Here is a 15910-nt window from a genome sequence, read left to right on the forward strand (position 1 = left end):
TTAAAGTTATTCTATTACTCGATTAATTTGTACAAAGGAATTTTGGTAATATGGTTCTTTGGTAGATGAAATTATGACACCTTTTGAAGTAGAAGAATGCACAAACTTTATTTCATTTGAGCTGACTTCAACAATTAGTCCTACATGATTAATTTGCCTGCTTCTGTTGGTCTTAAAAAATATTAAATCACCTTTATGGGCATCATTAAATTTTATTATTATTCCAATTTTAGCTTGCTCAAAAGAACTTCTAGGAAGCTTAATATGTTCAGATTCGAATGTAGTAAAAACTAGTCCAGAGCAGTCAAAACCACTTCTTGTTGTCCCTCCAGCTTTGTATTTAACACCAATATTATCTGTTGCTTTTTCAATTAAATTATTTACAATATATCTATTTTCTCGTTTCGATTCTTTTTTACTTACAGCAGTAGAGGCTGATTTACAAGAAGCAAACAGCACAGAAAGAAGAAGGAAAATAAGTATTTTTTTCAAAATAAAAAATTAGGCTTTTAAATCGGCAACAATAAGTTTAGCTGTTTTTTTACTGGCACCAACTCCGCCAAGTTTTTCTTCTAAAATATCATAGTTGTTAAGCAATTTGGCACGATAAGAAGGTTCCAGTAATTTGTTTAACTCTTCTTTTATGCGTTTTGTATTGCATTCACCTTGAATTAATTCAGTTACAACCTCTTGATCCATAATTAAATTAACAAGCGAAATGTATTTTAAAGTAATGATGCGTTTTGCAATTTGGTAAGAGATGGAACTTCCTTTGTAACAAACAACTTCTGGAACTTTAAAAAGAGCCGTTTCTAAAGTTGCAGTTCCCGAAGTCACTAAAGCGGCTGTAGAAGAACGCAGTAAGTCATATGTTTTGTTTGAAACAAATGCTATATTTTTATTTTTTATAAACTGTTGGTAAAACTCAAAATCTTGACTCGGTGCACCAGCAATAACAAATTCATAATCTTGAAAATCGTCAACAACACTCAGCATCACACTCAGCATTTTTGTTATCTCTTGTTTACGGCTTCCTGGTAAAACGGCAATAATTGGTTTTTCCCCCAGATTGTTTTCTGTTCTAAATGCAGTCTCATTAAAAGAAGGCTGATTCTGAATAGCATCAATCAAAGGATGTCCGACAAAATCAACAGGAAAATTATGTTTGTCCTCATAAAAACTTTTTTCAAAAGGTAAAATCACAAACATCTTATCAATATCATGTTTTATGGCATTGATACGGTTTTCTTTCCAAGCCCAAATTTGAGGAGAAATGTAATAATGTGTTTTGTAATTAAGCGCTTTGGCCCATTTTGCAATACGCATATTAAAACCCGGATAATCAATAAAAATTAAAACATCAGGCTGAAATTCAGTAATGTCTTTTTTACAGATTTTAATATTATTTAATATGGTTTTTAAGTTAAAAATAACTTCAACAAATCCCATAAAAGCTAATTCGCGATAATGTTTTACTAATGTTCCACCGGCTTTTTGCATTAAGTCGCCGCCCCAAAATCTAATGTCAGCTTGAGGATCTTCCTCATACAATGCTTTCATTAAATTTGAACCGTGTAAATCTCCAGAAGCTTCACCAGCTATTATGTAGTATTTCATGTTAACCAATTTTTATTGCTGCGCAAAGATAGGTTTTTAAATAATTAGAGTTGAAATTGCTAAAACAATCACCGCCAAAATTACGCCTCTTGCCATCATTTCTTTGTTTCTGTTTAAAAGAATTAGAAAAACGGCAAGATCTAAAGTGGTGCCAATCGTAATTACTTTTCCTAAATAACCTTGCTGTTTAATAGTTTGAATTCCTGTTGAAAGATCAAGTGAAGTAAAGATTTTAATGAATAAAAGACTTCCAAGAAGAGAAATCAAGATTCCGATAATAAATCCAATGATAAAATCTTTTTTACTCATTTAAATTCCATGTATTAAGTTGCTGCATAGAATGATGAGCGGTTAAGTCAAATTGTACTGGAACAACCGAAATATATCCGTTTTCCAGTGCCCATTCATCAGTATCTTCGCCTTTATCTTCATTTACAAATTTACCTGTAAGCCAGTAATAATCTTTTCCAAATGGAGTTTGTCTTTTATCAAATTTTTGAGAATAGAAAGCTTTTGCCTGACGACAGATTTTTATTCCCTTAATTTCTTTTTGACTTAGTTTTGGAAAATTCACATTTAAAACCACACCTTCTGGAAGTTTGTTAGCTAGAGTTTCTAAAGTTATTTTCTTTACAAAAGCCTTGACAGGTTCAAAATCGGCATTCCAATCAAAGTCCAAAAGAGAAAAACCAATTGCTTGAATGCCTTCAATTCCTGCTTCAACAGCTGCGCTCATAGTTCCAGAATAAATCACATTAATAGACGAATTAGATCCGTGATTGATTCCTGAAACACATAAGTCAGGTTTTCTTTTTAAAATTTCATTTACAGCCAGTTTTACACAGTCAACAGGCGTTCCAGAACAGCTGTATTCTGTAATTGTATCTCCATCTTTAGAAATTTTGTCTAAAAATAAAGTGTTATTTATGGTAATAGCATGTCCCATAGCGCTCTGAGGTTTGTCTGGTGCAACAACAACAACATCGCCAATTGTTTCCATTACACTTATCAAAGCCCTTATTCCTGGAGCAAGAATTCCGTCGTCGTTTGTTACTAATATTAAAGGTTTTTGAGTACTCATGCTGTGATTTGTATTTTTAATTTATCAAAATTAAAGCTTATTAAAACAAATGTAGTAACAGATTTTGGTAGAATGCTAACAAATAAATAAAAATTGTAAACTAAATTCGGGAAGACTTTTGCGCATCAAACATTTTTATATCTTTAACAAAAAATTATAGTGAACTTGGCATGTTGGCATAGTTTTTACCGTAACTTAGATTAAAAAATTTGATGAATGCTATTATTAAGTTTATGAAAAGAAATTATAAAATCCTTATAGCCGTATTATGCTTGTCTCTGACCTTGTTTGCTTTTAAAATAAATGCAGACAAATCTGGCGATCCGGATCCAAATAGAGATAAAACACTTCTAGAATTACTAGCGTTTGTTATTGAAAAAGGACATTACAGCCCGGCAGAAATAAATGACGAATTTTCTAAAGGTATTTTTAAAGATTATATCGAAGCATTAGATCCTTCTAAAAGGTTTTTTCTTCAATCAGATATTGATGAGTTTAAGCAATATGAATTAATGCTTGACGATCAGTTTTTGAATAAAGATTTGACGTTTTTTAATTTGACGTACACAAGGCTGATGAAAAGAATGGAAGAGAGTAAAAAACGTTACAAAACGATTTTAGCGCAGCCATTTAATTATAACACTGACGAGACTTTTAATTCAGATTATGAGCATCTTCCTTATGCGAAAAATTTAACAGAGATTAATGAAAGATGGAGAAAACAAATTAAGTTATCTACACTTTCATCTCTAGTTACAAAACAGAAAATTGAAGAGGAAAAAAAGAAAAAAGATCCAGCTTACAAAGAAAAAACTTTTGAAACTTTAGAGAAAGAAACTCGCGATAGTTCTTTAAAATCTTTAGATGACAATTTTAGTGTTATTAAAGATTTGAATAAAGATTATTGGTTCTCAGTGTATTTGAATTCAATTATGGCTCGTTTTGATCCGCATACAAGTTATTTTGCACCAGAAGAAAAAGATCGTTTTGATGTAAATATCAGTGGAAAATTAGAAGGAATTGGAGCAAGATTAACTAAGAAAAATGATTTCACACAAATCGATGAATTAATTTCTGGCGGACCAGCTTGGAAAGGTAAACAGCTTGAAGCAGGAGATTTGATCTTGAAAGTTGCTCAAGGAAGTGAAGAGCCGGTTGATGTAGTTGGAATGCGTCTTGACGATGTTGTGAAAAAAATTAAAGGACACAAAGGAACTGAAGTAAAACTAACGGTTAAAAAAGTAGACGGAAGTATTAAGGTTATTTCGATTATTAGAGATGTTGTCGAAATCGAAGAAACGTATGCAAAATCTAGTATTGTTGAAAAAGACGGACTAAAATACGGGGTTATTTATCTGCCTAAATTTTATATCGATTTTGAAAACAAAGACGGTCGTGATGCAGGAAAAGATATTGCTCTTGAAGTAGAAAGACTGAAAAAAGAAAACATAAACGGAATTGTTCTTGACGTTCGTGATGATGGCGGAGGATCACTTTCTACAGTTGTTGATATTGCGGGTTTATTTATTGAAGAAGGACCAATTGTTCAGGTAAAATCTGCAGGTAAAAAGAAAGAAGTTTTATACGATAAAGATAAAAAAATAGAGTGGGACGGACCATTAGTAATTATGGTAAACAGCTTCTCTGCATCGGCTTCTGAAATTTTGGCTGCGGCAATTCAAGATTACAAACGCGGCGTTATCATAGGAAGTAAACAAACTTATGGTAAAGGAACAGTTCAAAATGTACTTGATTTGAATCAGTTTGTTCGTAACGCAAATTACGGAGACTTAGGAGCGTTGAAAATTACAGGTCAAAAATTCTATAGAATTAATGGAGGTTCTACGCAGTTAGAAGGTGTTCACAGCGATGTTGTTATGCCAGATCGTTATGCTTATCTTAAAATGGGAGAGCGCGATATTGATAATGCAATGCCATGGGATAAAATCGATCCAGCTGATTACAGCACTTGGACTTCTAACGAGAATTTTACTAAAGCAATTCAGAATAGTAAAAATAGAATTGCACAAAGTCCTCAATTTAAATTAATTGAAGATAATGCAAAATGGATTGATGTTAAAAATAAAGAAAACACATACAGCTTGAATATTAAGAGTTTTAAAGAAACTCAAGAGCAAGTTGAAAATGAAGGAAAAAAATACAAACCAATTTCTGATTATAAAAACAATTTAGTTTTCAAATCGCTGCCTTATGAAGAAGCTGAAATGACCAGCGACGCAACTTTGAAAGAGAAAAGAGATGTTTGGCATCAAGCTTTGGCTAAAGATGTTTATGTTGAAGAAGCTTTGAATGTTTTAGATGATTTACAATCGCCAAAAGGTTATGTGAAAAATACAGTTTCTCCAAAAATGAAAAAGGATAAATTGGTAAAATCTTAGTTCTCAATAGAATTAATTTGTTATTAAAAAACGCTCCATAGATTTAATATTTATGGAGCGTTTTTTGTAAGTTTATTTTAAAATAACTACTGTACAGCAATGAAGAATTATATTATTTTAGGTTTATTAGGGATTGTATTATTTGCGTGTAAAAAAGAGAATATTGACGAAAAGGAAACAATTCTGAAACAAACTTCTTTTGCTCCAGTTCAAAACACAACAGATTCTTTGTATACGGCAGTTTATTTGCCAACATCAACAACCAATCAAATTGTAAAGCATAAATATTACACATTATCTTATAATGAAAAATTTGAGCAGGCAGAGTGGGTCGCGTATGAATTAAAAAAAGAATATTTGAAAAACGGCGATTATAAACGTCCTTATTTTATAGAAGACCCAAAAGTTACTACAGGTTCTGCAGACTGGAGAAATTATAAAAAATCAGGTTACGACAAAGGTCATCTTTGTCCGGCAGGAGATATGGAATTTAGCGAAGAGGCTTATAACGATACTTTTTATACGTCGAATATTTCTCCGCAAAAGCATGATTTCAATAGCGGGATTTGGAATAGATTAGAGCAAAAAACACGTTATTGGGCAGGGAAATACAATGATATTTATGTTGTCACCGGAGGTATTTTGAAAGATTCGGATAAAAAAATAGGAACAGAGAATGTTTCTGTACCTAGATATTTTTATAAAATTGTCTTGGCTAAATCAGGAAAAGAACACAAAGCAATTGCTTTTTTGGTTCCTAATGAAGATAGCGATAAGTCGATTTATGATTTTGAAGTTCCTATTGAAACTTTAGAAAAAATGACTGGAATTGATTTTTTTCCTCATTTGAAAAATCTAAAAAGCAGTAAGGACTTTTAATTAAATATTGTCCTGTTATAAATTAATATAGAATACAAATAAGAATGCAATTTTTTAGAATGAAGAAACAAATGATTTTTGTTGGTTTAATGATCATTTTTATCATAAACCAAGGCTATAGCCAAACAATACTGAATAAAAAAAATATAGAAAATACACTTAATGAAGCCTTCAATAAATTTAAAGATTTAAAAGAAGGAAAAAATGCAGACTATATTAAAGAGCTGGCTAATGTGGATCCCAATATTTTTGGTATTGCACTTGTTACTGCAGACGGAGCGGTATACACAAAAGGTGATATAACCTCAATGGTTTCAATTCAAAGTATATCGAAAGTATTTACTATGGCAAAAGTAATTGAAGAAGAAGGACCTCAGTTTTTGCAAGACAAAATAGGTGTGAATGCAACTGGGCTGCCATTTAATTCTATTGTTGCGGTAGAAATGAATAAAGGAGATAAAATTAATCCTCTTGTAAATCCTGGAGCTATTGCGGCCACAAGTCTTATTAGAGGTAATGATTCTATAGCAAAATGGAAAGAAATCCAGAAAATTCAGAGTGATTTTGCGGGAAGGGAACTCTCTCTTAATCGTCCTGTTTATATAAGTGAGGCTGGTGATAATTTGCGTAATCAAGCCATTGCACATTTGTTATTGGCTTATAATAGAATGTATTTCGATCCGATAGAAGCAACAGATATTTATACGAAACAATGCGCATTGAATGTAAATGTAAAGGATCTTGCTACAATGGCGGCCACATTGGCAAATGGAGGTGTTAATCCTATAACAAAGAATAAGGTGGTTAGCCAAACGACCGTGATGTATACCTTACCTGTAATGGCAACTGCGGGCCTTTATGATAATTCTGGAATTTGGCTGTTTAATTCTGGGCTTCCAGCAAAGAGCGGCGTTGGAGGAGGGATGTTAGCAGTGTGTCCAGGTAAATTTGGAATTGCTGTTATTTCGCCGCCATTAGACAACGCTGGAAATAGTTTGAAAGCTCAGAAAGTCATTCAATATGTTGTAGAAAAACTTAAAGCAAATCCTTATTGGATTGAGCCTAAGTAGGCTTTGGCTAAAAAAAGAAAAGTCCAAAAATAATTTTGGACTTTTCTTTTTTGTTTTTGAAATTTAAAAAGTAGTAAGATTTTTTAAATCAGCTATTGTTTCTGTTGGATTTTCAGCTTTAAAAACAAAGCTTCCTGCTACTAAAACATCTGCGCCTGCCTCTACTAATTGTTTGGCATTTTTATTTGTTACACCGCCGTCAATTTCGATAATCGTCGAAGCGTTTTTGCGTGTAATTAAAGCTTTAAGCTTTCTAACTTTATCATAAGTGTTTTCGATAAACGATTGACCTCCAAAACCAGGATTTACACTCATGATGCAAACTAAATCAATATCGTTGATTACGTCTTCTAATAAATCAATGTTCGTATGCGGATTTATGGCAACTCCTGCTTTCATTCCTTCCGCTTTTATTGCTTGAAGAGTTCTGTGTAAATGTGTACAAGCTTCATAATGCACGCTTAAAATATTTGCTCCTAAGTCAGCAAAAGTTTTGATGTAACGATCTGGATCGATAATCATTAAATGTACATCGATTGTTTTTTTTGCGTGTTTTGAAATTGCTTCTAAAACAGGCATTCCAAAAGAAATATTCGGAACAAAAACGCCATCCATAATATCAATATGAAACCAGTCAGCCTGACTGTTATTGATCATTTCGATATCACGTTGTAAATTAGCAAAATCAGCAGCAAGAACAGAAGGAGCAATAAGTGTATTTTTCATTGTAGTGTGTTGTTTTTTTTTACAAAGATAAATTTTTTTAACCGCAAAGAGCGCAAAGAATTACGCAAGGTGCGCTAAGTTTTTTTTACGTAGATTTAACAGATTGTGCAGATCTGATTAAATTACTCGCAATAAATTCAGCAAAATGAATCTGCTAAATCTGCAAGATCTGCGAGAAGATTTTTAATCATTTTGATCTGTGATATCTATGGCTAAAACCTTGCGAACGTTGGGCTTAAAAAACAAGTAAAATAAAAAACTCCGGTAATCAGCCGGAGTTTCAATCATCAATCAAAAAACGAACAGTCAATCAAACTGTTGTTTGCTTTAATACCCAATATACGAAATTTTAGAACAAATTCCAAACTCCAATAACATTTGGAGTTTGGAATTGTTGATATTGGATTTTTGGGTGATTACCCAAGATAAGTTTTAAGAATTTTACTTCTTGAAGTATGTTTTAATCTACGGATTGCTTTTTCTTTAATCTGACGAACACGCTCACGAGTTAGGTCGAAAGTTTCTCCAATTTCTTCTAAAGTCATTGGGTGCTGATCGCCAAGACCAAAATACAAACGAACAACATCAGCTTCTCTTGGAGTCAATGTTTCTAATGAACGTTCAATTTCAGTACGTAATGATTCGTGAATTAATTCTCTGTCTGGGTTTGGAGATTCTCCAGAACGTAAAACGTCATAAAGGTTAGAATCTTCACCTTCAACAAGAGGTGCATCCATTGATAAGTGACGACCAGAGTTTTTCATAGACTCTTTTACGTCATTTACTGTCATGTCAAGTTCTTTTGCAATTTCTTCAGCAGAAGGCGGACGCTCGTTAGATTGCTCTAATAACGCATACATTTTGTTGATTTTATTGATAGAACCAATTTTGTTTAATGGTAAACGAACAATACGAGATTGTTCTGCCAATGCTTGAAGAATCGATTGACGAATCCACCATACAGCGTAAGATATAAATTTAAAACCACGAGTTTCATCAAAACGTTGAGCCGCTTTAATAAGACCTAAGTTTCCTTCATTAATTAAATCAGGAAGAGTTAATCCTTGATTTTGATATTGTTTAGCAACCGATACAACGAAACGCAGGTTGGCTTTTGTTAATTTTTCTAATGCTCTTTGATCACCTGCTTTAATTCTTTGTGCTAATTCTACCTCTTCATCAGCGGTAATTAGGTCAACTTTTCCGATTTCTTGTAGATATTTATCTAACGATGCAGTTTCACGATTGGTTACCTGCTTGGTGATTTTAAGTTGTCTCATGTTATTTGTGTCCTCAATTTTTAAGTGTACAAATGGTTATACGTATGAAGATTCAAAAAGGTTACAATTAAATGAAAATAATTTTATTTTTTTAAATAATTAGATCAAAAAAAAATCGGTTCAAGAATTGAACCGATTTTTGATGTTTATTTTACAGTAATGTTTTTTGTAATATAGACTGGTTTTCCGTCATCTGTAAAACCTTCTAAAACAACTTCAAAATCACCTTTAAGATCTGAAGTATAAAAAGATAGGTTTTCTTCTTTTTTGTCTAAAGATAAAGTTGGTTCCCAAAATAATTGGTATCTGTAATCTGGAATTCGTTTCAAATTATTTCCCGAACTATAATCAGGATTATAATAAACTTTTGCAGGATTTGGCCTTTGAACGTCGGTTGGCTTCATGTATTTTTTAACATAGTTTACAGCGAAGTCACTGTTTTTGGTTTCAAAACTGATAAGTCCTCCGTATAAATTTGGGCCATAAGCATAAGGTTCTGTAATAAGACTGACTTTGTTAACATTTGCCATGTTGTAGTCAAATAAATCGCTTGAATCTTGTATAAGAAGACCGTCAACAATTATTAATGGCGGCCCGTAAGAGTTTAGATCTTTTTTATTATTTCTTACATACAATTGATATTTGTCATTAACACGTCTGTAATAAAGTTCTGTTATAACTTCTACTACATTTTCCTTTAGAGTTGGGAAACGAGTATAGTCATCAAGTACATAAACTTTTTCGATACTATTAAAAAACGGGCTGATAACTGCTTCTTGAACTAAACTGTCTTTTTTTATTTGATAATAAGCATTTTGGATCTGGCTGGCAGTTGAACGCTCTTCTATATCTTTTTTAAGATCTTCAGTTAAATTAAGTTTCGACGAAAACTGCAGTCCCGAAGTATCAAAGTTTGGTAAGGGATCTAAAGTAACGGTGAAATCCGAAGGGTTTTGATCAAGAACTTGAATAACAGCATTTGAGAAATTTGGAAATCGATCTAATAAAAATGTAAATTTCCCTTTAGAGTTTGTTTTAACTATTTTTAAAACATACTCTTTTCCAGGTAATGACATCGAAATTGATTTATTGTTTAAATCTTGATTGCTTTTTGATACAATTGAACCCGTAATTAATTCTGCTCGAAGTTCTGGAACAAATTGAAATGAAGTAGAAGAATAATTACTGTAATTACTGGCTGTTTTTTTTGCAAACTCCTGTGGAGTTGTTTGTTTTAAAGTAGGAATCTGATCTTTTTTTCGAATAGAAATAGAATAATTCCCTTTTTGAATTGTTTCTGTAAGCGATTTTACTTTGATATTTGCCTTATCTCTTGTGTAATAACTGTCTTTATCTAGTTCTAATTCGATTCTTTTTTCGTTGTCTAGATTAGAGTCGGAGGAAGTTTTAGTTGTTGATACACTATTTTTTAATGTATTGTCAAAAGTTACATTAGCATTAGGCTCTTGCGTTTGAAATGGATTGATAATAAACAAATCTATTTCAAATGTTTGAGATTTAGGGTTGTTTAACATCCATTTTGTATAGGCAATTAATTTATAATTTCCTGTTTTTAATGTTGTAGGTATAAAATAATCCCCTGTTCCAATTCCTTTTTGAAGATAAACTTTGTTTTTTTGAAAAGATTGTTTTCCATTGTCAACAAGTTCTATGTAAGCAATTTTGCTTACTAAACTTGGTTTGTTATTAAGTGGGTTCAAACAATACAATTTATAAAGCAAAGTTTCGCCTGTTAAAAAAGTAGTTGTGTTTGTATGAAGAAAAATAGTTTCTTGCGATGATGTGGTTACTTTACTGTTCTTGTTTTGCTGCGCAGAGATAAATAAGCTGTTTGCAACCAAAAGTGTTAAAACCAATAATTGTTTAATTCTTTCCAAAATATGGGTCTGGTTATAGATTAATAGTTGTTTCATAGATAAGAGAAAAGAATTATTCTACCCAAAAAGGAGGAACGATGTTAGATGAAAAAGTCGTGCAGTCACCGCAAGGTGCTTTTACCATATAGAAAGTATCGTCATGGTTCCATGAAAACATTACTCTAGCTCTAGTACGAATTAACGAACGTAATGCTGATCCTCTGCATGGAAGGTTACCGTCGCAGCTTTTATATTCTTCTGGTTCACAATCTGTCACATAGTATGGCGGCAGGCGTTCACCTGGGAACAAATCTCGATAATTGAAGTAAATTCGATCTGACGAAACAGCAGAAACTTCAAAAAAGCCAAGTACTTTCTCATCAGGATTTTCTACAGATTTCATATTTCCGTAAAAGAACCCTGGCTGTTTTGGAGAAAGAATATTTCCAGAGGTAGATAGGTCTCTTAAAGTTTTATAAAAAGTATGAGAGGCTAAATTTTGAACATACTGTTTTACGAAAATGCTATAACGATGCGAGATGATATAATTTTGATCGCTAATAAAGCGTACCGGATAATGTACACGATCTTCACTTGAGCTGTTAGTATTGTTAAGAAGAATAGCGTCAGAAGCTTTAGAAGAATAACAGGTTTTAACTTCCTTAATTCTACGAGTTACCACAATCTCTTCCCTGCCAGGAGTAGCGGGAATGTCTTGAACAGGGTTTCCTGGATTTGGCGGAATCACATCTACTCTTGCTTCTTCATAATACCACATTGGCGCTATGATTTTGTACGTTTCATAATATTCGTATCTGTAATATTTTGAAGTATTAGTCGGATCGTAACTATTTACATTTATTTGAACGCCTCGCTGCCCATTAACATTTTCGACAGTAGCAGTCATATTGTCAATTTTAGTTTCTGTTGTTAGAACCTGCTCATCAGAAGTATAGTTTTTTCCTTCTCTAGTTTTAATGTTTAGTTTGTATTTTGTACCTGGTTCTGCTTTAAATTGTGTAAGCGAAACATAAAGGCTGTCGTTTTCTTTAAACTGATACTCATTTCCTTTGTCATCTGTGATAAAAACATTAGCCCCTTTTTCAAATCTAGGACCAGTTTCTTCTAACTGATAAACTTGAGAAATTCTTATAGTTTGATTTTTAAGTTCGTTTGTGATTGTTCCTTCGACAACCATTGCGCTTTCAAAATCGGTATTTTTAAACGCATATTGTTCTGTACAACTTGTTATAACAAGCGATAGTAGAAGAAAAACGGAGATTTTTAATTTAAAATATTTCATAATTATTAAAACTTGAAATTATAAGTAATACTAGGAATTGGAATAGAGAATATTGAAGTTTTGTAGGCTTTAATTTGTCCTTTATCGGTTACAAAAAATACCGAATAAGGATTGTTTCTGCCTAAAACATTATAAACTGAGATGTTCCAAAAACTATGAGCGAATTTTTTGATTTTGTGATTTCCTTCAATGTTTAAACCTATATCAAGTCTAAAGTAATCTGGAATTCTAAATTTATTACGATCACTGTAAACAGTATATTGTGCATTTCCATAATCATACTTTCCAACAGGATATGTTATTGGTCTTCCGGTTTGGTAGACAAAGTTGCTGGAGAAGCTGTATCGTTTTGTAATTCTGTAGTTTAATACAGCACTAAAATCATGAGGTTTATCAAAATTAGAAGCAAAGAATTTACCGCCGTTTACTTTCTCTTCATTAAATTGACTGTTTAGTTTAATTAATGATCTTGAATAAGTATAACCTAACCATCCATTAAGTCTTCCTACTTGCTTTTTTAATAAGAATTCGATTCCGTAGGCTTTTCCGTCACCTTGAAGAAGTTCAGTTTCAATATTTTGATTAAGCAATAAATCAGCGCCTACTTTATAATCTAATATGTTTCTTGATTTCTTAAAATAACCTTCTACACTTAACTCTAATTCGTCATTTTTTAGATTCTTATAAAGACCTAGAGAAAATTGTTGAGCACTTTCTGGTTTTACATTTAAATCTGAAAGTTTCCAAATATCCGTTGGTGATTGTGTGGTGTTATTTGATAAAAGATGAATGTATTGATACGTTTTGTCATAACTGGCTCTAACAGAAAAATCATCTGTTATAAAATATCGTGCAGCAACTCTAGGTTCAAATCCGCCATATCTTTTAATTACTTCGTTATTGCCGTATGTTTTAGTTTCAACTACAGTAGCATCACTTATAGGAAGATTTTCTTCGTAAATTCTCTGAGTAGATTTTCCTAACGCAGCAAATGAAGAATATCTTAAACCAAAATCAAGTAAAAACTTATCAGTAATTTTGAAATTATCACCAACATAAATAGCAGATTCTAAACCTCTTTCTTTATCTATTTCAATAGGAATTAATGTAGATTCTGGATTTTCAGGTCTTAAATATCCTGGATTAATACCGTACAATTTGCTTGAGATACCGTAACTAATTTTATGCTTTTCACTGTATAAGTAAATCATTTTTAAAGCTGCCTGAGTGTCGTTGATTTTATAACCAAAATCAAAAGCATTTATGTTCTCAGGCTGGTAATCTATATTAAATCTATACTCACTATTGGTAAAGAGAAGCGAACCTTTGTTTTTCTCATTAAAAGTGTGATTCCATTTTAAAGTTGCTAATCTATTACTGTATTTGTACAATGAGTCTGATGAAACACTAAACTTATCATGACTGTAATAAGCGGTAGCTTCAATATCATTATTTGCGTTTATTTTATGGTTGTATTTTAGAATTAAATCATAGAATGATGCCTGACTATTTTTTAATTTTTCATCATCTAAACTTCTTAGAATCCAATCAGAGTAGCTGGCTCTTCCTCCTGCAATAAGACTTGATTTTCCTTTTACAACTGGTGTAGAAATCATTATGTTACTAGTTGCAGGACCAATTCCGGCTTCACCTTCAAATTTGTTGAAATTTCCAGTTTTAGAAGTTATGTCAAAAACAGATGACAATCTTCCTCCAAATTCAGCAGGAATACTTCCTTTATAAATATCTACTTTTTTTGTTGTGTATGGGTTTAATGCTGTAAAGAAACCAAAAAAGTGAGATGGATTATACAAAACAGCATTGTCTAATAAAAATAGGTTTTGATCTTCTTTTCCTCCTCTAACATTATATCCAGAAGAACCTTCTCCAGCTGTTTTGATACCCGGAAGAGTCAATGCAACTTTTAAGATATCACGTTCACCAAGAACTAAAGGAACGTTTTTAATTCCTTCCGCATCAATAGTGGTAACTCCAGTAATTGCAGCCTTTGCATTTTTACTCTTATTTGTATTAATTAAAACTTCATCAAGCTGATTTATGTTGTCTGTAACGGCAAAGTTGAGGGAGCCGTCATTATAAACCATGATTTTTTTAGATACTTTGTCGTAAGCAAAAGTTTCTGTTTCCACTGTACTGATGCCTGGCGGCACTTGTAATTTGTAATGTCCGTCTTTGTCCGTTATAGTTGAAAACTCAGTATTTGGAATTTTTACAACGATGTTAGGAATTCCTCCCTTGTTTTTTCCACCTCTAACATATCCTGAAAGAATGTAGCTCTTCTTTTTTTGGTTTTTTACTTCTTTACCAATAAGAATAATATCCTTAATGTTTTTATTAGGATTACGAGAGTTTGTTTTTTTTACCGAGTCAAATTGCTGATAAAAAATAGGAGCTAATGCTAAGCCATTTTCATCTCTTTCTAATGGAATTCCAAAGTAATCATCAGGCAGCTCATTATATATGATGCTATTATTGGTTAATATGACTTTGTTTTCGGCAACAAAAAAGTTGATGTTAGTGTTTTGAAAAACATCATCAAGGATTTCGGCTATGCGAACTTCTTTAAACTGTTTTGTGATAGACGTACTGTCAGATTCCAGCCATTTTTCGTCATAGTAAAATTTAAAATATGACGTTTGTTCTATATTTTGAATTGCGGTTTTAAGATTAGCATTTTTAAATTCAACAGAAACTTTATCACTAATGACTTGTGAATGTATATTGTACTGAAAGGCTAATAAAAAGAATAGGAGAGTAATTTTTTTCATTTAGTTAGAACTTTTTTTAAAAAAACTATTGATTTGTTTCGTTAGATTTTCCATGAATTGACTTTTATCTGATCGTACTAACTTTTTATTTGTCTTGTAGTAATCATTGATTTCTTTCTTAAATGACGGAAAGATTTTTTTTAATTCTTTTGGCGAATCAACTTTGTAGAAAAATCCATTATATTTTAGAATGTAATTTACTTTCTCAATATAATTGTAATAAACTCCATCTGTCTGAAAAACTTTTATTTTCTCTTTGTAGTGTTTAGTGTAAAGCGAAACATCACTTCCAACGTAGTTTTCTTCATAAATACCTTTTACGATATTTGGAAATTCAATACTTTCAGATTTTAGATTGGTGAATTTTTTGTTATTGATATAAAAAAAATCAACCTTGTCTTTGACAATATTCATAGCTAAGTTGTCCGTTTGACCTTTTTGCTTGAAAATTACCTGATCTTCAAGTATATCGTACTTAAGATAGGAGTTAGAATAGATCTCTTCTTCGAAGCTTATATCGCCTACTGTAAATTCGTCGATATAGTATCTGTGTTTATTTGCAATTGGACGAAATGGCTCGCTGTGCAAAACTCCGTTATTAATGTTTAAGTTGTCTTTTCCAACAGCATTGTCAAAATAATCATACAATGATGATTGGTCGTTGGACTGACAATATGAATAAGAAGTGTTTAGTAATATGCTTAATATCAGTAGATAAAAAGCCTTTTTTTGATGATTTTTCAAAGGATTTTGTGGTTTTGATGATTTGTTTTTGATTGGAGCCAAATATATCAAAAAAAATATGTTAACCTTTTAGAATTTTTGTTAAATTGTGATAATTTATTTACTTTTTGTGATTTTGCAGAATATTATAACAATTTTTTTAAGA

General features: G+C 31.9%; 13 protein-coding genes. 3 read left to right on the plus strand and 10 right to left on the minus strand.

Annotation, left to right across the window (positions count from 1 at the left end):
- Nucleotides 1-6 precede the first annotated feature (6 nt).
- The 4 genes from B0A81_RS07250 to surE are packed head-to-tail and all read right to left on the minus strand — an operon-like array spanning nucleotide 7 to nucleotide 2698.
- The gene (locus B0A81_RS07250; RefSeq protein ID WP_089057403.1) at nucleotides 7-492 is read right to left on the minus strand and encodes a C40 family peptidase; all 486 of its coding nucleotides are present in this window, start codon (nucleotides 490-492) and stop codon (nucleotides 7-9) included.
- Nucleotides 493-501: 9 nt separating this feature from the next.
- Entirely contained in the window at nucleotides 502-1617 is a 1116-nt protein-coding gene (lpxB, locus tag B0A81_RS07255) for a lipid-A-disaccharide synthase (protein WP_089057404.1), read from the minus strand.
- A gap of 36 nt (nucleotides 1618-1653) precedes the next feature.
- Nucleotides 1654-1926, minus strand: coding sequence for a hypothetical protein (locus B0A81_RS07260; protein WP_089057405.1), 273 nt, complete (start codon nucleotides 1924-1926; stop codon nucleotides 1654-1656).
- Nucleotides 1919-2698, minus strand: a complete 780-nt coding sequence (surE, locus tag B0A81_RS07265; RefSeq protein WP_089057406.1) for a 5'/3'-nucleotidase SurE — start codon at nucleotides 2696-2698, stop codon at nucleotides 1919-1921. Before surE ends, B0A81_RS07260 begins: the two co-directional genes overlap by 8 nt.
- A 212-nt stretch (nucleotides 2699-2910) precedes the next feature.
- Between surE and B0A81_RS07270 the strand changes: the two genes are divergently transcribed.
- The 3 genes from B0A81_RS07270 (at nucleotide 2911) to glsA (ending at nucleotide 7046) form a co-directional block, all read left to right on the plus strand.
- Entirely contained in the window at nucleotides 2911-5097 is a 2187-nt protein-coding gene (locus B0A81_RS07270; protein WP_089057407.1) for a carboxy terminal-processing peptidase, read from the plus strand.
- A 99-nt stretch (nucleotides 5098-5196) separates the two neighbouring features.
- The gene (locus B0A81_RS07275) at nucleotides 5197-5976 is read left to right on the plus strand and encodes a DNA/RNA non-specific endonuclease (RefSeq protein WP_089057408.1); all 780 of its coding nucleotides are present in this window, start codon (nucleotides 5197-5199) and stop codon (nucleotides 5974-5976) included.
- Between the two features lie 59 nt (nucleotides 5977-6035).
- Nucleotides 6036-7046, plus strand: a complete 1011-nt coding sequence (gene glsA, locus B0A81_RS07280) for a glutaminase A (protein WP_208861309.1) — start codon at nucleotides 6036-6038, stop codon at nucleotides 7044-7046.
- Between the two features lie 63 nt (nucleotides 7047-7109).
- Here the strand turns inward: glsA and rpe are convergent, their stop codons facing one another.
- From rpe to B0A81_RS07310, 6 genes are all read right to left on the minus strand, one after another.
- Complete coding sequence (gene rpe / locus B0A81_RS07285) at nucleotides 7110-7772, minus strand: ribulose-phosphate 3-epimerase (RefSeq protein WP_089057410.1); 663 nt, start codon at nucleotides 7770-7772, stop codon at nucleotides 7110-7112.
- A 416-nt stretch (nucleotides 7773-8188) separates the two neighbouring features.
- A complete protein-coding gene (locus tag B0A81_RS07290) occupies nucleotides 8189-9052 on the minus strand; it encodes a sigma-70 family RNA polymerase sigma factor (protein ID WP_007804760.1) in 864 nt (287 codons plus the stop codon).
- Nucleotides 9053-9198: 146 nt separating this feature from the next.
- Nucleotides 9199-10950 (minus strand): hypothetical protein, encoded by a 1752-nt coding sequence (locus B0A81_RS07295; protein ID WP_123922167.1) that lies wholly within the window; start codon nucleotides 10948-10950, stop codon nucleotides 9199-9201.
- Nucleotides 10951-11002: 52 nt separating this feature from the next.
- Complete coding sequence (locus B0A81_RS07300; RefSeq protein WP_089057412.1) at nucleotides 11003-12232, minus strand: DUF4249 domain-containing protein; 1230 nt, start codon at nucleotides 12230-12232, stop codon at nucleotides 11003-11005.
- Nucleotides 12233-12237: 5 nt separating this feature from the next.
- A complete protein-coding gene (locus tag B0A81_RS07305; RefSeq protein ID WP_089057413.1) occupies nucleotides 12238-15021 on the minus strand; it encodes a TonB-dependent receptor in 2784 nt (927 codons plus the stop codon).
- The gene (locus tag B0A81_RS07310; protein WP_123922168.1) at nucleotides 15022-15765 is read right to left on the minus strand and encodes a hypothetical protein; all 744 of its coding nucleotides are present in this window, start codon (nucleotides 15763-15765) and stop codon (nucleotides 15022-15024) included.
- Nucleotides 15766-15910 lie beyond the last annotated feature (145 nt).

The organism is Flavobacterium plurextorum (assembly GCF_002217395.1).
Lineage (GTDB): Bacteria > Bacteroidota > Bacteroidia > Flavobacteriales > Flavobacteriaceae > Flavobacterium > Flavobacterium plurextorum.